Here is an 18,768-nt window from a genome sequence, read left to right on the forward strand (position 1 = left end):
CGAGATGAGCACGACGCCGGGTGGACCCAACGGTCCGGAGTTCAGTCCCGAGTCCAGCGGTCCGGGCAGCACCCCGGAATACCTGGACAGCTCGGGACCGGCCATGGCCGCTCCGGGCAACGACAACAAGAAGCGTCTCGTCGCGCTCGGCGCCCTCGTCGTCGGCGGTGCCGTCGTCGCAGGTGGGGCGTGGGCCGCGACCAGCTTCTTCTCGACCGGTGCCCAGCCCGCCGAGGCACTGCCCGCCTCGACGATCGCCTACGCCAGCGTCGACCTCGACCCGGCCGGTGGCCAGAAGATCGAGGCCATCAAGACGCTCCGCAAGTTCCCGGCCTTCACCGACGAGGTCAACCTCGACACCGACGACGACCTGCGTGAGCGCCTCTTCGAGGAGATCACCAAGTCCGGCGAGTGCGAGGGCCTCGACTACGCCGACGACGTCAAGCCGTGGCTCGGCTCTCGCGCGGCGATGGCCGCCGTCGACCTCGGCGAGGACCAGCCGGCCGCGGTCGGGGTGGTCCAGGTCAGCGACGCCGGCAAGGCCGAGGAGGGCATGGCCACCCTGGTCGAGACCTGCGGCGGCAGCACCGACGGCGAGGCCGGCGGCTGGGTCGTCGACGGGGACTGGATGGTCGTCGCCGAGACCAAGGACATCGCGCAGCAGGTCGTCGACGCCACCGACGACGGCACGCTCGCCGCGGACTCCGCCTTCGGCGAGTGGACCGGCGAGGCCGGCGACGACGGCTTCATGTCGTTCTACGTCGCCAAGTCGGCCGCGAAGTACCTCGAGGACGCAGCCGGGATGGGCAACATGCTCGGGGTCCCGCTGGGCGACCCGCTGGCCATGACGGACGAGCCGGAGGCGCTGGGCTTCGACGAGGAGTGCTTCGCCGACGCCACCACGTCGGAGGAAATGGACGCCTGCTTCGAGACCTCGACCGAGGAGTCCCCGGCCGACGACTCCGCGTCGGGCACCGGCTCGGAGGAGATCCCGCCGGAGCTGCAGCAGATGATCAACGACTTCGACGGCGCGGCGGCGACGGTCCGCTTCGACGACGGCTCGGTCGAGGTCGAGTACGCCATGAGCAACTACCAGAAGGACCTGACGAAGTTCCTCACCAGCGAGGAGGGCGTCGACATGGTCTCCGACCTCCCCGAGGACACCATCGCCGCCTTCGGCTTCTCCCTCGGCGACGGCTGGGCCCAGGGCCTGCTCGACTACGTCAAGACCCTCGCGCCCGACGAGGCCGCCACGATCGACGACCAGCTCGCCCAGTTCGAGACCGAGACCGGCCTGTCGTTCCCCGAGGACGTCGAGACCCTCCTCGGTGAGGGCGTGACCGTCTCCGTCGGCAGCGGCATCGACCCCGACGCCATCGCCAACGGCGGACCGGAGGAGATCCCGGTCGGCATCAAGATCAAGGGCGACGCCGGCGACATCCAGGCCGTCCTCGACAAGATCAGCGCGATCGCGGGCCCGGAGGCCGAGCAGTACCTCCAGGTCACCGAGGGCGACGGCTACGCCGTGCTCGCCTTCAACGACGACTACCGCGGCACGCTCGAGAGCGACAGCGGCCTCGGCGGCAGCGACGTCTACTCGAAGGTCATCGACGGTGACGCCCAGACGGTGCTGTTCGTGAACTTCGACGCCGACGACGACTGGCTGGTCCGGCTCACCCAGGACGAGCCCGAGCTCAGCAAGAACCTCGAGCCGCTCTCGTCGTTCGGGGTCAGCGGCTGGGTGGACGGCGACGTCGTCCACGGCATGCTCAAGCTGACGACCGACTGACCCGACAGGACGGCCAGTCCTAGCGACCGATGGTGGCGGTCACCGCTGCGGTGATCGCCGCCAGGTCGCGCGGTGCGAGCTCGAGGTCGAAGCCGCGCCGCCCGCCCGAGACCAGGATCGTGTCGTGGTTGAGGGCGGAGGAGTCCAGGACGGTCGGGTGCGCGCGCTTCTGCCCGATCGGGGAGATGCCTCCCGCGACGTAGCCGGTCGCGCGCTCGGCGGCGGCGACCTCGGCCATCACGGCCTTGCTGCCGCCCAGCGCCCGGGCCAGCGCCTTGAGGTCCAGCTGCCCGGTGACCGGCACGATCCCGACGACGAGCCTGCCGCGCTGTCCTGAGCCCGTCGAGGGGTCGAGGGAGGCGAGCAGCGTCTTGAACACCCTCGCCGGGTCGGCGTCGAGGGCCTCGGCCGCCTCCAGCCCGTAGGACTCCGCGCGAGGGTCGTGCTCGTAGGCCCGCACCTCGAAGGCGATGCCGGCGGCGGTCAGCGCCACCGTGGCCGGCGTACCCCCCGCGGTCTTCGGCTTCTTCGCCATCAGTGGATCTAGTTCGGCGACCAGGCGGTGCGCGCCACCTGGGTGGCCGGCAGCGACGGGATGACGTTGATCGCCCGCAGCTCCTCGGTGAGCAGCCGGGTGACGAGCTCGAGCCGCTCGGTCGCGTCCTCGGCCTCGAGCAGCGACTGCCGCTCGGCCATCGGCAGCGGCGTCAGCGCCGACAGCGTCCACGCGAGGTAGTCGGGGTCGCGGGGGAGCGTGCCGCTGAACGGGTCGCCCTGGAGCTCGGTCATCGCAGCACGGAACGCGGTGAAGGTCGAGCGCGCGCGGTCGAGCACCTCGGTCGGTACGTCGACCTCCGGCTCGCCGAGCTTGGCGACCACGCCGTGGGGGAACTCCTCGCCGCGCTGCATCTCCTCGAGCATCATCCGCTCGCGGGCGACGGCGACGATGTCGAAGGTGCCGTCGTCGCGGCGGTCCACCTCGGTCAGCTGCAGGACGCAGCCGACGCGGTAGACCGACTGGGCGCCGTGGTCACCGACCTCGTAGCCCTCGCGGATGGCGACGGTGCCGAAGACGCGCTCGGCCGGGTCCTCGACGGTGAGCAGGTGCCGCACGAGCATGCGGTAGCGGTCCTCGAAGACGTGGAGCGGCACGCTCATGCCCGGGAACACCACGCTGTTCAGCGGGAACATCGGCAGCTGGTCGCTCACGCTTCGACCCTAGCCCGCACTGTCCACGTCACACCCGCGAGGCCGGGGCGACCCGCCGGGGAAACTAGGATCGGGGCATGTCCCTGATCCGCCGCATCGACCTGAGGGGCGCCGACCCGGCGTCCGTCGACTACCGCGCGAGCGTGCCCCGCGCCGAGTTCGACGTCGAGGCCGCCACGCATCAGGTGCAGCCGATCATCGACGCCGTACGAGCCCGCGGGGTCGAGGCCATCACCGAGCTGTCCGCGCGCTTCGACGGGGTCGACAGCGACGAGATCGCCGTGCCGCGCGAGGCGATCACGGCCGCGCTGGAGACGCTCGACCCGGCCGTCCGGGCAGGACTGGAGGAGTCGATCCGGCGTCTGCGGATCACCTCGGCCGCCGAGCTCGAGCACGACGTCACCACCGAGCTCGCCCCGGGCGCGGTCGTCACCCACCGCAAGGTGCCCATCGACCGCGTCGGCCTCTACGTCCCCGGCGGGCTCGCCCCGCTGGTGAGCAGCGTCGTGATGAACGTCGTGCCGGCCCAGGTGGCCGGTGTCCGCTCGATCGCGCTCTCCAGCCCGCCGCAGAAGAACAGCGGCGGCCTGCCCGAGCCGACGATCCTGGCCGCGTGCGCGCTGCTCGGCGTCGACGAGGTCTACGCCGTGGGCGGGGCGCAGGCCATCGCGATGTTCGCGCACGGCGCGGGTCCGTGCGAGCGGGTCGACCTCGTGACCGGCCCGGGCAACGTCTACGTCGCCGCCGCCAAGCGGCTGCTGCGCGGCGTCGTCGGCATCGACTCCGAGGCCGGCCCGACGGAGATCGCGATCCTCGCCGACGACAGTGCCGACGCGGCGTTCGTGGCGGCCGACCTGATCAGCCAGGCCGAGCACGACCCGATGGCGGGCTCGGTGCTCGTCACCGACTCGCTGGCCCTGGCCGACGCGGTCGAGGCCGAGCTCGACAAGCAGGTGTTCGCCACCCGGCACACCGAGCGGATCCGCACGGCCCTCGACGGGCGACAGTCCGGCATCGTCCTGGTCGACGACATGGACCAGGGCGTCGAGGTCGTCAACGCCTACGCCGCCGAGCACCTCGAGATCCACACGGCCGACGCGCAGGCCCACGCGGCCCGGATCCGCAACGCGGGTGCGGTGTTCATCGGGCCCTGGGCGCCCGTCTCCGTCGGTGACTACTGCGCCGGCTCCAACCACGTCCTGCCCACCGCAGGCTGTGCGTGCCACTCCAGCGGGCTGTCGGTGCGTGCCTTCACGCGGTCGATGCACGTCGTCGACTACTCGCAGGCCGCGCTCGCGGAGGTGGCCGACCACGTGGTCGCGCTCGCCGAGGCCGAGGACCTGCCGGGCCACGGCCAGGCCGTGACCGTCCGCTTCGACGCCTCCCGGACCGAGACGCGAGCCGAGCAGTGAGCGCCGCGTTCCCACCCCTGCGCGAGGAGCTGCAGGGGATCGAGCCCTACGGTGCACCGCAGCTCGACGTGCCCGTGCAGCTCAACGTCAACGAGAACCCCTACGGTCCCTCGCCGGAGGCGGCGGCCGACATCGCGCGGTCCGTGGGCGAGGCGGCGGTGACGCTCAACCGCTACCCCGACCGCGAGTTCTCCGAGCTGCGCACCGGGCTGGCGGCGTACCTCAACGGCGACGGCGGCGACGGCATCACGCCCGAGATGGTGTGGGCGGCCAACGGCTCCAACGAGGTGATGCTGCAGCTGCTCCAGGCCTTCGGCGGCCCCGGGCGCGTGGCGCTGTCGTTCGCGCCGACGTACTCGATGTACCCGGAGTACGCCCGCGACACCCTCACCGAGTGGGTGGCCGGTCACCGCGCGGAGGACTTCTCCCTCGACCTCGAGGCGGCGCGTGACCTGGTCCTCGAGCAGCAGCCGACCGTCGTGCTGCTGCCGAGCCCGAACAACCCGACCGGGACGGCGCTGCCGCCCGAGGCGGTCACGATGCTGTGCGAGGCCGCCGCGTCCTACGAGCCGGCCGGCATCGTCGTGGTCGACGAGGCCTACGTCGAGTTCCGGCGCACCGGTACGCCGAGCGCGCTGGAGCTGCTGCCCGTCCACCGCAACCTGGTGGTGACCCGCACGATGAGCAAGGCGTTCGCCCTGGCCGGTGCGCGACTGGGCTACCTCGCCGCCGACCCGGCGATCTGCGACGCGATCCGCGTGGTGCGGCTGCCCTACCACCTCTCGGCCGTCACGCAGGCGACCGCGCTGGCCGCCTTGCGGCACGCGCCCGAGCTGCTCGGCAAGGTCGAGGAGCTGCGGGTCGAGCGCGACGCGACGGTGGCGTGGCTGCGCGAGCAGGGGTTCGAGGTGGCCGACTCCGACGCCAACTTCGCCCTCTTCGGCCGCATCGCCGACCGGCACGCCGTGTGGCAGGGGCTGGTCGACCGCGGGGTGCTGATCCGCGAGACCGGACCCGACGGCTGGCTGCGCGTCTCGATCGGGACGGCCGAGGAGATGGCAGCATTCAGGCAGGCACTCCTGGAGACCATCGAGGAGACGGCCCGGGACACGCCCCAGGACAAGTTCGAGCAGAAGGACCTCGCATGAGCCGCACCGCGAAGATCGAGCGCACCACCAAGGAGTCGCAGGTCGTCGTCGAGGTCGACCTCGACGGGACCGGTCGGTCCGAGGTGTCGACCGGCGTGGGGTTCTACGACCACATGCTCGACGCGTTCGCCCGCCACTCGCTCGTCGACCTCGTCGTGCGGACCACGGGCGACACCCACATCGACGCGCACCACTCGGTCGAGGACACCGCGATCGTGCTCGGCCAGGCGCTGCGCGAGGCGCTGGGCGACAAGTCCGGCATCCGGCGCTTCGGCGACGCGACCGTGCCGCTCGACGAGGCCGTCGTGCAGGCTGTCGTCGACGTGTCCGGGCGCCCGTTCTGCGTCCACAGCGGCGAGCCCGAGGGCCAGCAGTACGTCGCCATCGGGGGCACCGGCGCGGCCTACATGGGCTCCCTCACCCGCCACGTCTTCGAGTCGATCTCGTTCCACGCCCACCTCGCGCTCCACGTGCGGGTGCTCGGCGGGCGCGACCCGCACCACGTCGTCGAGGCGCAGTACAAGGCGTTCGCGCGGGCGTTCCGCGACGCGGTCGCGTTCGACCCGCGCGAGACGGGTGTGCCGTCGACGAAGGGTGCTCTGTGAGCGAGCCCGCGAGCTCACCGTCGGACGCCGCACCCGCTGACGTCGTCGTCCTCGACTACGGCTCCGGCAACGTCCGCTCGGTCGTCCGCGCCGTCGAGCGCGCCGGGGCGTCGGTCACGCTGACCAGCGACTTCGACACCGCGCTGGGGGCCGACGGTCTCGTCGTGCCCGGAGTCGGGGCGTACGCCGCCTGCATGGCGGGGCTACGCGCGATCAAGGGCGAGCGGATCATCGGCCGTCGGCTGGCGGGTGGTCGACCCGTGCTCGGCATCTGCGTCGGCATGCAGATCCTCTTCGCCGGTGGCGTCGAGCACGGCGTCGAGACCGACGGTTGCGACGAGTGGCCGGGCCTGGTCACCCGGCTCGAGGCCGACGTCGTGCCGCACATGGGTTGGAACACCGTGGAGGCGCCCGGCGGCTCGCGGCTGTTCGCCGGCGCCGAGGACGAGCGGTTCTACTTCGTGCACTCCTACGCCGCGCGGTCCTGGGACCTCGTCACGAACGACCGCACGGCGCCGCCCCTCGTGACGTGGGCCGAGCACGGCGGTGACCGCTTCGTCGCGGCCGTCGAGAACGGACCGCTGTGGGCGACCCAGTTCCACCCGGAGAAGTCCGGGGACGCTGGCGCGAAGCTCCTGGAAAACTGGGTCGAGTCCCTGGCCTGAACGGGGTTAGCGTCCCGGCATGGGTGAAGAGATGAGCATGAACCAGGTCATCCATGCCGCGGTGCGCAGGGACGTGGCACGGACGGAGCAGGCGTTGCGCGAGCTCGCCGACGGGGACGCCGGCCGGGCCCGCGAGGTGCGCACGGCGTGGCGCAACCTCGCACGGGAGCTGACGCACCACCACGAGGCCGAGGACGAGCACATGTGGCCGTTCCTCGAGTCGCGCGGCTTCGACGTCGGCCTGCTGGAGGAGATGGAGGCCGAGCACGCAGCCATGAAGGCGGCGCTCGCCTCGGTGTCGGCCAGCCTGGACGCCCTCGTGGCCGCGCCCACGTCCGCCAGCGCGTCCGCCGCGGCCGACGAGGTCGCCCGTGCCCGCGTCGTCGTCAACGGGCACCTCGACCACGAGGAGCGCGACGTCGAGGGCCTGATGGCCGACATCAAGGAGGACGCGGACTTCAAGGAGCTGACCAAGAAGCTGCGCCCGGCGAGCACGGTCGACGCCGCGAACGCGCTGGCCTGGATGCAGGACGGGGCGGGGGAGCGGGAGCTCGCCGCGCTGCGTGCCGCGGTGCCCGCACCGGTCGTCGCGATCCTCACCCGGTTCCTCGCCCGCCGCTACCGTCGCGAGGTCGCTCCGGTCTGGCGCTAGCCCCGCTCGTCGGCCTCGGCCAGCCGCTTCAGGGTGAGCAGCTGCTTGCGGGCCATCACGAGGTCGCCGACCGAGACGGCCGGCGCCAGCCAGCGGCTGGTCCGCGCCACCACCTTGAGCACCAGCCTGCACCGGGCAGGCGTCCCGGCGCCCGCGAGGACGGCGTACGACAGGTGGGCGCCGGTGATCGTCGCGGTCAGCTCGCGCCCCGACACGACGGCCAGGACGCGACCCTGCGGCCGGCCGAGCGCGTGGGTGAACGGGTCGCCGACCCGTGGCTCCGGGACCTCGCGCAGGTCGCGGGGCGAGCGTCGACCGAGGTTGTCGACGAGGTCGTAGGAGTACGGCGCCAGCCGGACCTGCCGCACCCTGGCCCAGACGGCCGCCGGCGTCGCACGGACGCTCACGCCGCGCCACGCCTCCAGCGTCGGGTCGGGCACGAGGTCGTCGCAGCCGTAGTGACGCCGGACCTCCTCGTCCGTGACGCCCCACCGGTCCCCGATCATGGCCCGACGCTAGCCCTCCGCGGCCGCGGCCCCGCGACAGGCCGGGGGGAAGGACCCCGGCCGTTCCTGCGATCGCCCTGACGTACCCCTCCTGTGGGATACCGCGGCACCGGCGGCAGGTCTACCTTCGGGGGTCACGGTTCGCGGCAGTGCAGCCGCGCCGGGAGGGATCACCATGCCCCAGCGTCGTACCCGCGTGCTCGCCGTCGCCTCCGCAGCCGTGGTCGCGCTCGCCGTCCTCGGGACCCAGTCGGGTGCCGAAGCCGGCGGGCGCGGCGGCCACGGCCCGAAGCCGGCGCCGAAGCCGACGAAGGTCGTCGTCATCGTCGTCGACGCGCTCAGCAAGGAGATCGTCGAGAAGTACGACATGGGCAACGTCGAGGCGCTGATGAAGGGCGGTGTGGACAGCCCCCGGTCCTACCTCGGCCACACCGGCTCGGTCACCGTCGTCACCCACAACGTGATCACGACCGGGGCCCAGCCCAAGCACATGGGATGGACCACGGAGGGCTACCGCGACGTCGACGGGCTCCTCGGCGCTCCCGGTGGCCTCTACCTCACCAGCAACTTCGGACTCGCGCAGATGGCGCCGCTGCAGCAGGCGGCCGGCTATCCCCACCTGTCCGACTACCTGGACGACACCGGCAAGGTGTTCACCGTGAGCCCGAAGGGGTACGCCGCCTACGGGCTCAGCGGCCCCGGCTCGCCCAGCACCTCGACCATCACCTTCGGCAGCGGCCCGACCTGCGCCAACCCCGACGGCACCACGACGCGCTACCGCCAGCCGACCGGGGTGAACGTGCCGGCGTACTTCTCCACCGCCTGCGGCTCGCGCTGGCTGGCCCGGCGCGACACCATCTACGACACCGGCCAGCCGCCGGCCCAGCTCTACCCCGCCACCGACAACCGCTACGTCGTCGGCCACGACCCCGCGCAGCAGGGCGGCGACGTCTGGGCCGCCGACGCGGCCCTCGAGATCATGGCGCAGGAGGGCGACGGCTGGAGCGGGATCTTCGTCAGCCTGCCCGGCGTCGACAAGGCCGCGCACATGTGGGGTGGCGTCAACGACCCGGAGGCCGCGACGCCCGGCTACGACCCGATGACGCACATGCGGTACGCCACCGCGACGGCCGACGCGCAGGTCGGTCGGATCGTGCAGGCCCTCGAGGACAGCGGCCAGCTCGACGACACGCTGGTCGTGCTCACCGCCGACCACGGCTCGGTCGCGGCCGCCGAGGGCCACTTCCATGGCGACGTCGAGCTGGAGAACGACTACGGCTACTACAACTGGTACTACGGCGCACCGGTCAACGACGTCCCCTACCAGCGCCCGCAGGACGCCCTGCTGCCGCTCATCGAGGGCACCGACGACGGCACGGGTGCGACCAACGTCGGCTTCTCCTACAGCGACTCCTCGCTCAACGTGTGGCTCAAGGACCAGTCCCCGACGGCGGTCACCGCGGCCGCGACGATCATGAAGGACCTGCCCGACGTGACGGCCGTGTGGAAGCGGCACGGCGACCACTACGACCGGGTCACCCCCGTCAGGTGGGACCGGATGAGGACCTGGGGCGAGCGGATCTGGTTCGCCGCGAAGGCCCAGGAGCTCGTCGACACCCAGGCCGCCGGCTACGGCCCGGACCTGGTCGCGACCCTGCCCGACAACACGACGTACTCGGTCGCGGGCGACCACGGCGGCATCCAGCGCGCCGCCCAGCAGATCCCGATCGTCTTCGCCGGAGGGGGCCTCTCCAGCCAGGACCTGCGCGGCGAGGTGCGCTCGGTCGACATCATGCCGACCATCCTCCGGGCGATGGGCATCCGGGCGACCCACCCGATGGACGGCGTCGCCTACGAGCTCCCGACGCGGAAGCGGGGCCACCGCTAGGTGCACTGTCTCGCGCGCGCGGCACCGAAGTGGTCCCGGGGGCTCCGGCTCCTAGGATCGACCCATGCCCAGCACCCCCGAGCAGCCCTACCTCGAGCTCCTGCCCGCCGTCGACATCAAGGGCGGCCAGGCCGTGCAGCTGGTGCAGGGCGTGGACGGCTCCGAGAAGCGCTTCGGCGACCCGATCGAGGCGGCACTGCGCTGGCAGGAGGCGGGTGCGGAGTGGATCCACCTCGTCGACCTCGACGCAGCGTTCGGCCACGGGCACAACCGCGAGCTGCAGGCGAGGATCGTGGGCACCCTCGACATCCAGGTGGAGATGAGCGGCGGCATCCGTGACGACGAGTCGCTCGAGGCGGCGATGGCCACCGGCTGCCGCAGGGTCAACATCGGCACGGCGGCGCTCGAGCAGCCCGAGTGGTGCGCGAAGGCCATCGCGACCTACGGCGACCGGGTGGCCGTCGGCCTCGACGTGAGGGGTACGACGCTCGCGGCCCGCGGCTGGACCCGCGAGGGCGGTGACCTCTACGAGACGCTCGCACGCCTCGACGGCGAGGGCTGCGCGCGCTACGTCGTCACCGACGTCAACAAGGACGGGATGCTCCAGGGCCCCAACCTCCAGCTCCTGCGCGAGGTGTGCGCGGCCACCGACAAGCCCGTCGTGGCCAGCGGCGGCGTCACGACGCTCGCCGACATCGAGGCGCTGATGGGTCTCGTGGGCGACGGTGTCGAGGGCGCGATCGCCGGCACGGCGCTCTACGAGGGCCGCTTCACGCTCGAGGACGCGCTCGCCCTGACCCTGCCGCGGAACGGCTGAGGTCGCGACGGCCATGGAGTTCACCGACTACCACGTGCGGCTGGCGTCGTACGCCCTGCTGGTCGACCAGGACGACGAGGGGGCCGACCGCGTCCTCCTCGCCTGGTGGAACGGCGAGGGGCACAGCGAGCCCGAGTGGTCGCTCCCGGGCGGCGGAATCGAGTTCGAGGAGTCGCTCACCGACGGCCTGGTCCGCGAGGTCTTCGAGGAGACCGGCTACCACGTCACGCCCGGCCCGCTGCTGACCGACGACTTCTTCACCGCCCGCGGCCGGTCCTTCGACGGGTGGCTGCGCTCGCAGCGCTTCGTCTACGACGCGACCATCACCGGCGGCGAGCTCGGCACCACCGAGGTGGACGGGTCGACCGACCGCGCGGCGTGGGTGCCGCTCGCCGAGCTCGAGGGACAGCGTCGCTCGTCCATCGTCGACGTCGCGCTGGCCGCCCGGGCGGCGAGGGAGGCGCAGTCATGAGCCTCGCGATCCGTGTCATCCCGTGCCTCGACGTCGACGGCGGGCGGGTGGTCAAGGGCGTCAACTTCACCGAGCTCCGCGACGCCGGCGACCCGGTCGAGCTCGCCCGGCTCTACGACGCCGAGGGTGCCGACGAGCTGACGTTCCTCGACATCTCCGCCTCCCACGAAGGCCGCGCCACGACCATGGAGGTCGTCTCGCGCTGTGCCGAGGAGGTCTTCATCCCACTCACCGTCGGCGGTGGCGTGAGCAGCGTCGACGACGTCGACCGGCTGCTCCGCGCCGGGGCCGACAAGGTCGCGGTCAACACCGCCGCGATCCACCGCCCCGCGCTCGTCGCCGAGATCGCCGACCGCTTCGGCAACCAGGTGCTCGTCCTGAGCGTGGACGCCCGCCGCACCCGTCCGGACCAGCCGGGCACGGACAGCGGCTTCGAGGTCACCACCCACGGTGGTCGCAAGAGCGCCGGGCTGGACGCCGTCGAGTGGGCCGTGCGCGCGGCCGAGCTGGGCGCGGGCGAGATCCTGCTCAACGCGATGGACGCCGACGGCACGACCGACGGCTTCGACCTGGAGCTGATCCGGGCCGTACGCCGTGAGGTGAGCATCCCGGTCATCGCGAGCGGGGGAGCGGGCGCCGTCGAGCACTTCCCACCGGCCGTCGACGCCGGCGCGGACGCCGTTCTCGCAGCCACCGTCTTCCACTTCGGCACCCTCAGCATCGGGGACGTCAAGGGCGGTCTGTCCGCGGCTGGTCGCCCGGTCCGCTGAGGCCCGGGCGGAGCCGTAGGATTCCGCCATGCTGAAGACCTCCCGGACCCGGGTGCGGCCGCTCGCCGTCGCCGCGCTCGCCACCGCCACGATCGCCCTCTCCGCCTGCGCCCCGACCGACGAGGCCGACAGCGGCACCGACTCCGGCGCCTCCGAGAGCGCCGGCACCTCGGAGACCCCGGCCGCCGACGAGTGCACGCCCGACACGATGGAGACCGTCGCCGACGGCACCCTGACCATCGCGACCGACGACCCGGCGTACTCGCCGTGGTTCGTCGACAACGACCCGACCAACGGCGAGGGCTACGAGTCCGCGGTGGCCTACGCCGTCGCCGAGCAGCTCGGCTACACCGCCGACCAGGTGGCCTGGGTGACCGTGCCCTTCAACAAGGTCGTCCAGCCCGGCCCGAAGGAGTTCGACTTCGACGTCAACCAGGTCTCGATCACCGAGGCCCGCCGCAAGGCCGTCGACTTCTCCTCCGGCTACTACGACGTCGTGCAGACCGTCATCACCAACAAGGGCAGCTCGATCGACGGCATCACGAGCCTCGCCGAGCTCGCCGACGCCAAGCTCGGTGCGCAGGTCGGCACCACCAGCTACAACGCGATCGTCGACCAGATCCAGCCCTCGCAGGACCCGGCCGTGTTCGACACCAACGACCAGGCCGTCCAGGCGCTCAAGAACGGCCAGATCGACGGCATCGTCGTCGACCTGCCGACGGCCTACTACATGACCGCGGTCCAGCTCGACGACGGCCTCATCGTCGGCCAGCTGCCCCTCGCCGGCGACGAGCCGGAGCAGTTCGGCGCCGTGCTCGCCAAGGACAGCCCGCTCACCGGCTGCATCTCCAGCGCCGTCGACGCGCTGCGCACCGACGGCATCCTCGACCAGATCGGGCAGGAGTGGCTGGAGCAGCAGGGCGCTCCCGAGCTCTCCTGACCGTCCGTGACTGACCAGGTGGCGACCACCGAGGCACCCGAGGACTGGGAGCCCTCCGAGGTCCAGCGCGAGCGCAACGAGTGGCGACGACGCCGCACGCTGCGCAGCGCCGTGATCGCGGCGGGCAGCACGCTGCTCCTGCTGGGGATCATCGGCGGACTCGTCGTCAGCTCGCCCGGGTGGGAGCGGGTCCAGGCGACCTACTTCGACTGGGACAAGGCCGTCTCGTCGTTCCCCGCCGTCCTCGAGGGCCTCTGGCTCAACATCCGGGTGATGGCGTTGTGCGCCGTGCTGATCGTCGCGCTCAGCCTGACGATCGCGGTGATGCGCACCATCCGCGGGCCCGTCGCGTTCCCGCTGCGCCTGGTCGGGACGGCGTACGTCGACATCTTCCGCGGCCTCCCGCTGCTGCTGGTGATCTTCCTGCTGGGCTTCGGTGGGCCGGCGCTGAGCCTGCAGGGGCTGCCGACTTCGGCGCTGTTCTGGGGCTGCTCGGCGCTCGTGCTGTCGTACTCCGCGTACGTCGCCGAGGTGTTCCGCGCCGGCATCGAGTCGGTCCACCCCAGCCAGCGGCTCGCCGGGCGCTCGCTCGGGCTGACCTACGGGCAGACGCTGCGCCACGTCGTGCTGCCGCAGGCCTGGCGCCGGGTGATCCCGCCGCTCATGAACGACCTGGTCTCGCTCCAGAAGGACTCCGGACTCATCGCGGTCCTCGGTGTCGTCGACGCGATCCGGGCGGCGCAGATCCAGACGGCCATCGACTTCAACTACACGCCCTACGTCGTGGCGGGCTTCCTGTTCTGCTGCCTGACCATCCCGATGGCCCGGCTGACCGATCGCTACGCCCGCAAGAAGGGCTACCACGGGGCAGGGGGCCACCTGTGAGCACCGAGGCCGAGCCGCGCACCGAGGTGCTGCGCCTCGACGGCGTCCGGAAGTCGTTCGGCGACCACGTGGTGCTCCGCGAGGTCGACCTCACGATCGAGCCCGGCCAGTGCGTCGTGCTGATCGGGGCGTCCGGCTCCGGCAAGTCGACGCTCCTGCGCTGCGTCAACCTCCTCGAGGTCGTCGACGACGGGGTCATCACCTTCGAGGGCCGCGACATCACCGACCCGAAGGTCGACGGGGACGAGGTCCGCTCGCGGATGGGGATGGTCTTCCAGGCCTACAACCTCTTCCCGCACCTCGACGTCATCGGCAACGTCACCCTCGCCCTGCGCCTCGTGCACGGCGTGGGCGCCGACGAGGCCCACACCCGCGGGCTCGCGATGCTCGACCGGGTGGGTCTGGCGGAGAAGTCGGGCGCCCGTCCCGACGACCTGTCCGGCGGCCAGCAGCAGCGCGTCGCGATCGCTCGCGCCCTCGTGGCCAACCCGCGGCTGATGCTGCTCGACGAGGTCACCAGCGCGCTCGACCCCGAGCTCGTCGGCGAGGTGCTCGACCTGCTCACCGAGCTGAAGGGCGAGGGCGTCACGATGCTGCTCAACACCCACGAGATGGGCTTCGCACGCGACGTCGCCGACCAGGTCTGCTTCCTCCACGACGGCCGCATCCACGAGCAGGGCAGCCCCGACCAGGTGATCGGCGACCCCCAGCAGGAGCGCACCCGCGCCTTCCTCTCGCGCATCCGCGCCTGACGTACGCCGGCAGCGAACGCGACGCGACTGATTCGTCCCCTGTCGGTGGCGAGGAATAGCCTGAGTCGGCTGGTCGGTTGTGATCAGCAACGGTCCACGTGCGTGGACGGGAACGGCTGATCCAGGAGGCGGGCAACACCGGTGGGCGACGACGCGGAGCTGCGGGGCACCACCACACTCGACGGCTTCCGGGTCCTGTGGGTCGCGATCAAGCGCGAGCCCACGGTCTTCACCGTCTCGACGCTCGGAGCGGTCCTCTTCGGCGTGCTCACCGTGGCGGACGCCTGGGTGCTCGGCTGGTCGACCCAGCACGTCCTGATCCCCGCCTTCGACACCGGCGAGATCGGCACCGACATGCTCGTGTGGGTGTTCGCGCTCTTCATGGGTGTGGCGCTGCTGCGGGCCGTCGGCATCGTGGCCCGGCGCCTCGGCGGCGGGATCATGTACTACCGGATGCAGTCGCACACCCGTCGCGGCGTCACGCGGCAGTACCTGTCCCTGCCCATGGAGTGGCACCAGCGCCACCCGACCGGCCAATTGCTCTCCAATGCCTACTCCGACGTCGAGGCGGCCTGGGCGCCGATCATGCCGCTGCCGATGGCGCTCGGGACGATCGTGATGATGGTGATCGCGGTCATCCAGATGTTCGTCGCCGACGTGGTGATGGCGATCGTCGGCCTGCTCGTCTTCCCCGCGGTCGTGGTGGCCAACCTGCTCTACCAGCACTACTCCTCGCCGCTGATGACGCGCGCGCAGGGCCTGCGCGCCGAGGTCAGCGAGATCGCGCACGAGTCGTTCGACGGCGCCATGGTCGTCAAGACCCTGGGCCGCGAGGTCGAGGAGACCGAGCGGTTCCGCGTCAAGGTCAACGAGCTGCGCGACGTCAACATCCGCGCCGGCCGGATCCGGGCCGTCTTCGACCCGGCCCTGGCCAGCCTGCCCAACCTCGGCGTGCTCGTCGTGCTGGCGGTCGGCGTCGCCCGGGTGACCAGCGGCGCCACCGAGCCCGGCGACGTCATCACCATCGCCTACCTGCTGACGATCGTCGCCTTCCCGATCCGCGCGATCGGCTGGCTGCTCGGTGAGTTCCCGCGCTCCGTCGTCGGCTACCGCCGCGCCCAGGCCGTCCTCGACGCGGAGGGCAACATGGTCTACGGCGACGACTCCCTGCCGCACACCTCGACCGGCGCGCTGCTCCAGGTCGACGGCCTCCACTACTCCTACGACGCCGACACGCCGCTGCTGCGCGGCGTCGACTTCGACGTCGAGCCCGGCCGGACCGTCGCGCTCGTGGGCGCCACGGCGTCCGGCAAGAGCACGCTGACCAGCCTGCTCACCCGACTCGTCGACCCCGACGCCGGGGAGATCCGCATCGACGGCCACGACCTCAAGGGCCTGCGCCGCGGCGAGCTCCCGCGCGAGGTGGCCCTCGTGCCCCAGACCGCCTTCATGTTCGACGACACCGTCCGCGGCAACGTCACGCTCGGCGCCGACGTCCCCGACTCGGTGGTCTGGGACGCGCTGCGCACCTCGCAGGCCGACGGCTTCGTCGCGGCGCTGCCCGCGGGCCTCGACACCCGCCTGGGCGAGCGAGGCACGTCGCTCTCCGGGGGCCAGCGCCAGCGGCTCTCGCTGGCCCGCGCGCTGGTGCGCCGGCCGCGGCTGCTGATCCTCGACGACGCCACCTCTGCGGTCGACCCCGAGGTGGAGGCCCGGATCCTGGCCTCGCTGCGCGAGGAGCGCGGGGACGCCGCGGCCTCGCTCCTCGTCGTCGCCTACCGCAAGGCCACGATCTCCCTGGCCGACGAGGTCGTCCACCTCGACGACGGCCGGATCGTCGGACGCGGCACCCATGACGAGCTGCTCGTCACCAGCCCGGCCTACGCCCAGCTGGTCAACGCCTACGAGACCGCGGTCGAGGCTCCCGCCGAGGAGGGCACGCGATGAGCACGACCACCCCCAATCCCGCCGCCGGCACGACGATGGACACCGGCGAGGACATCGGCGCGATGGCGACCATCCGGCTCGGGATGAGGTACTCACCCGAGCTGCGCGAGGGCCTCGGCGTCACGCTGCTCCTCGCCGTGCTCGCCTCCTGCGGCCAGATCGTCGTGCCCGTCGCGGTGCAGCAGACCCTCGACAAGGGCCTCGGTGCCGCCGGCGGTCCGCGCCTCGACTACGTCCTCTGGATGGGCGTCGTGGCAGCCCTCGCGATCGCGGTGACCAGCTGGGCGTCGTACGCCATGACGCGCCGGCTGTTCACCACCTCCGAGCGGGGCCTGGCGACGCTGCGCACCAAGGCGTTCCGCCACGTCCACGACCTGCCGCTGCTGACGCAGAACACCGAGCGCCGCGGTGCACTGGTCTCCCGGGTGACCACCGACGTCGACCAGGTCAGCCAGTTCCTGGTCTTCGGCGGACTGATCTTCGTCGTCAGCATCGGCCAGATGCTGGTCGCGACGGTGCTGATGCTGGTCTACAGCTGGCAGCTCGCCGCGGTCGTGTGGATCGCCTTCGCGCCGCTGTTCATGTCGATCCGGTGGTTCCAGAAGAAGCTGTCGGTCGCCTACACCGTCGTGCGCCACCAGGTGGGCGTGCTGCTCGGCGCGATCTCCGAGCCGGTCGTCGGCGCAGCCGTGGTCCGGTCCAACGGTGTCGAGGACCGCACCCAGGCGCGCATCGACACCGCGATCCAGGACTGGCAGAACGCCTACACCAACGCCCAGAAGTTCACCGTCACCTCGTTCTCGCTCGGCGGCATCTCCGCCGGCCTGGCCAACGCCGGGGTCATCGTCATCGGTGTGTGGCTCGGCTTCACCGGCGACATGACGCCGGGCAAGGTGCTGGCGTTCGCGTTCCTCGTGTCGCTGTTCGTCGGCCCGGTCCAGATGGGAACCCAGATCCTCACCGACGCCCAGAACGCGATCTCGAGCTGGCGCCGCGTGCTCGGCATCCTCGAGACGCCGGCCGACCTGGTCGACCCCGGCTCCGAGGGCGAGGAGCTGCCCCGCGGGCCGATCGACGTGCGGTTCGCCGACGTCACCTTCGCCTACCCCGGCGGCCCGCCGGTGCTGCGCGACGTCGACCTGACGATCGACGCCGGCACCCGGATCGCGATCGTCGGCGAGACCGGATCGGGGAAGTCGACCTTCGCCAAGCTGCTCACCCGCCTGATGGACCCCGTCGACGGCGCCGTCCTGCTCGACGGTGTCGACGTCCGCCGCCTCGACGCGCGCTCGCTGAGGCGCAGCGTGGTGCTGGTGCCGCAGGAGGGCTTCCTCTTCGACGACACCATCGCGGCCAACGTCCGCTACGGCAAGCTCGACGCGACCGAGGACGAGATCCGCACCTCTGCGACGGAGCTCGGCCTCGACGACTGGCTCTCGGGCCTGCCGCGTGGGCTGCACACGGCCGTCGGGCAGCGCGGTGAGTCGATGTCAGCGGGGGAGCGACAGCTCGTGGCCCTGCTGCGGGCGCACCTCGCCGACCCCGACCTGCTGGTGCTCGACGAGGCGACGAGCGCGGTCGACCCGGCCCTGGAGATGCAGATCGGCCGGGCGCTGGAGCGGCTGATGCAGTCGCGCACGTCGGTCACGATCGCGCACCGCCTCTCGACGGCCGAGAGCGCCGACGAGGTGATCGTCGTCGACAAGGGCCGCGTCGTGCAGCGCGGGCCGCACGCCGAGCTGGTCCGTCAGGACGGCAGCGTCTACGCCGGGCTGCACGCGAGCTGGATCGCCCAGCACTCGCGCGCCTGAGCGAGGTGCCCGGGCAGGGTACCCGAGGATCAGGCGGACAGGACCTGGCTGATGAGCAGGTCGGCGTCGAAGAAGTCGGACTCGGCGCCCGGCGCGACGATCGCGGCCGTGCGGTCGAGGAAGTCGTTGATGTCGGAGGAGCGGGCCAGCAGGACCAGGTGGCCGTCGGGCGAGCTGAGCTCGATGCTGACCATGGCGCGACCGGACAGGCCGATGGCGGGTGCCACGTGGACGTCGCCCTCGCCGGTGGGCTTCTCGGTGCCCCGCATGAGCAGGTCGCGGCCGAACGTCCACACGAGGTTGCCGTCGGCGGTGACGAAGGTCATCGCCACGGCGAACGGGTCGCTGCTGCGGTAGCCGAGGACCGTGTCGATCTCGTGCCGGATGCCGCGGTCGTCCATGCACTCGACCGTGATGTCCAACGCGACGTCGGACAGGGTGTGGCCGCCTCCGGACATGTTCATCGGGTCTCCTAGGTGTTTCCCGGGGCGGGGGCTCCC

At 71.9% G+C, this 18,768-nt stretch carries 19 protein-coding genes; 15 read left to right on the forward strand and 4 right to left on the reverse strand.

What is annotated here, in order from left to right; genetic code table 11:
* The first annotated feature begins 4 nt into the window (after window positions 1-4).
* Entirely contained in the window at window positions 5-1,789 is a 1,785-nt protein-coding gene (locus EUA93_RS15310) for a DUF3352 domain-containing protein (RefSeq protein WP_129400915.1), read from the forward strand.
* 19 nt (window positions 1,790-1,808) lie between these two features.
* On the opposite strand, the gene ybaK is transcribed toward EUA93_RS15310, so the two are convergent.
* Entirely contained in the window at window positions 1,809-2,324 is a 516-nt protein-coding gene (gene ybaK / locus EUA93_RS15315; protein ID WP_129400916.1) for a Cys-tRNA(Pro) deacylase, read from the reverse strand.
* A gap of 8 nt (window positions 2,325-2,332) precedes the next feature.
* Complete coding sequence (locus EUA93_RS15320) at window positions 2,333-2,998, reverse strand: LON peptidase substrate-binding domain-containing protein (RefSeq protein ID WP_129400917.1); 666 nt, start codon at window positions 2,996-2,998, stop codon at window positions 2,333-2,335.
* 77 nt (window positions 2,999-3,075) lie between these two features.
* On the opposite strand from EUA93_RS15320, the gene hisD reads away from it, so the two are divergent.
* From hisD to EUA93_RS15345, 5 genes are read left to right on the forward strand one after another with little or no spacing between them, the layout of a single operon-like run.
* Complete coding sequence (gene hisD / locus EUA93_RS15325; protein ID WP_242497396.1) at window positions 3,076-4,410, forward strand: histidinol dehydrogenase; 1,335 nt, start codon at window positions 3,076-3,078, stop codon at window positions 4,408-4,410.
* Entirely contained in the window at window positions 4,407-5,558 is a 1,152-nt protein-coding gene (locus tag EUA93_RS15330) for a histidinol-phosphate transaminase (protein ID WP_129400918.1), read from the forward strand. The genes hisD and EUA93_RS15330 overlap by 4 nt, the downstream gene beginning before the upstream one ends.
* Window positions 5,555-6,163 carry an imidazoleglycerol-phosphate dehydratase HisB gene (hisB, locus tag EUA93_RS15335; protein ID WP_129400919.1) on the forward strand — a complete coding sequence of 203 codons (609 nt, stop codon included), beginning with the start codon at window positions 5,555-5,557 and terminating at the stop codon, window positions 6,161-6,163. The genes EUA93_RS15330 and hisB overlap by 4 nt, the downstream gene beginning before the upstream one ends.
* The gene (gene hisH / locus EUA93_RS15340) at window positions 6,160-6,828 is read left to right on the forward strand and encodes an imidazole glycerol phosphate synthase subunit HisH (protein WP_129400920.1); all 669 of its coding nucleotides are present in this window, start codon (window positions 6,160-6,162) and stop codon (window positions 6,826-6,828) included. The genes hisB and hisH overlap by 4 nt, the downstream gene beginning before the upstream one ends.
* Before the next feature lie 19 nt (window positions 6,829-6,847).
* Window positions 6,848-7,480, forward strand: coding sequence for a hemerythrin domain-containing protein (locus EUA93_RS15345; protein ID WP_129400921.1), 633 nt, complete (start codon window positions 6,848-6,850; stop codon window positions 7,478-7,480).
* Here the strand turns inward: EUA93_RS15345 and EUA93_RS15350 are convergent.
* The gene (locus EUA93_RS15350) at window positions 7,477-7,986 is read right to left on the reverse strand and encodes a polyketide cyclase (protein ID WP_129400922.1); all 510 of its coding nucleotides are present in this window, start codon (window positions 7,984-7,986) and stop codon (window positions 7,477-7,479) included. The genes EUA93_RS15345 and EUA93_RS15350 overlap by 4 nt on opposite strands.
* A 175-nt stretch (window positions 7,987-8,161) precedes the next feature.
* Between EUA93_RS15350 and EUA93_RS15355 the strand changes: the two genes are divergently transcribed.
* The 9 genes from EUA93_RS15355 (at window position 8,162) to EUA93_RS15395 (ending at window position 18,268) form a co-directional block, all read left to right on the forward strand.
* Window positions 8,162-9,874, forward strand: coding sequence for an alkaline phosphatase family protein (locus tag EUA93_RS15355; RefSeq protein WP_129400923.1), 1,713 nt, complete (start codon window positions 8,162-8,164; stop codon window positions 9,872-9,874).
* Window positions 9,875-9,938: 64 nt separating this feature from the next.
* Window positions 9,939-10,691, forward strand: coding sequence for a bifunctional 1-(5-phosphoribosyl)-5-((5-phosphoribosylamino)methylideneamino)imidazole-4-carboxamide isomerase/phosphoribosylanthranilate isomerase PriA (gene priA, locus EUA93_RS15360; RefSeq protein ID WP_129400924.1), 753 nt, complete (start codon window positions 9,939-9,941; stop codon window positions 10,689-10,691).
* Between the two features lie 13 nt (window positions 10,692-10,704).
* On the forward strand, window positions 10,705-11,163 hold the full coding sequence (locus EUA93_RS15365) for an NUDIX hydrolase (protein WP_129400925.1): 459 nt from the start codon (window positions 10,705-10,707) through the stop codon (window positions 11,161-11,163).
* Window positions 11,160-11,933: an imidazole glycerol phosphate synthase subunit HisF gene (hisF, locus tag EUA93_RS15370; RefSeq protein WP_129400926.1), complete on the forward strand. Its 774-nt coding sequence runs from the start codon at window positions 11,160-11,162 to the stop codon at window positions 11,931-11,933. Before EUA93_RS15365 ends, hisF begins: the two co-directional genes overlap by 4 nt.
* Window positions 11,934-11,961: 28 nt before the next feature.
* Window positions 11,962-12,873 carry an ABC transporter substrate-binding protein gene (locus EUA93_RS15375; protein ID WP_129400927.1) on the forward strand — a complete coding sequence of 304 codons (912 nt, stop codon included), beginning with the start codon at window positions 11,962-11,964 and terminating at the stop codon, window positions 12,871-12,873.
* A gap of 6 nt (window positions 12,874-12,879) precedes the next feature.
* The gene (locus EUA93_RS15380) at window positions 12,880-13,758 is read left to right on the forward strand and encodes an amino acid ABC transporter permease (protein ID WP_129400928.1); all 879 of its coding nucleotides are present in this window, start codon (window positions 12,880-12,882) and stop codon (window positions 13,756-13,758) included.
* A complete protein-coding gene (locus tag EUA93_RS15385; RefSeq protein ID WP_129400929.1) occupies window positions 13,755-14,510 on the forward strand; it encodes an amino acid ABC transporter ATP-binding protein in 756 nt (251 codons plus the stop codon). The genes EUA93_RS15380 and EUA93_RS15385 overlap by 4 nt, the downstream gene beginning before the upstream one ends.
* 141 nt (window positions 14,511-14,651) lie before the next feature.
* Window positions 14,652-16,457 carry an ABC transporter ATP-binding protein gene (locus EUA93_RS15390; RefSeq protein ID WP_242497397.1) on the forward strand — a complete coding sequence of 602 codons (1,806 nt, stop codon included), beginning with the start codon at window positions 14,652-14,654 and terminating at the stop codon, window positions 16,455-16,457.
* A complete protein-coding gene (locus tag EUA93_RS15395) occupies window positions 16,454-18,268 on the forward strand; it encodes an ABC transporter ATP-binding protein (RefSeq protein ID WP_129400930.1) in 1,815 nt (604 codons plus the stop codon). The genes EUA93_RS15390 and EUA93_RS15395 overlap by 4 nt, the downstream gene beginning before the upstream one ends.
* A 29-nt stretch (window positions 18,269-18,297) precedes the next feature.
* Here EUA93_RS15395 and EUA93_RS15400 read toward each other — a convergent pair whose 3' ends face one another.
* Window positions 18,298-18,732: an SsgA family sporulation/cell division regulator gene (locus EUA93_RS15400; RefSeq protein ID WP_165355173.1), complete on the reverse strand. Its 435-nt coding sequence runs from the start codon at window positions 18,730-18,732 to the stop codon at window positions 18,298-18,300.
* Window positions 18,733-18,768: the final 36 nt, after the last annotated feature.

It is taken from the genome of Nocardioides oleivorans, assembly GCF_004137255.1.
GTDB classification, from domain to species: Bacteria; Actinomycetota; Actinomycetes; order Propionibacteriales; family Nocardioidaceae; genus Nocardioides; species Nocardioides oleivorans.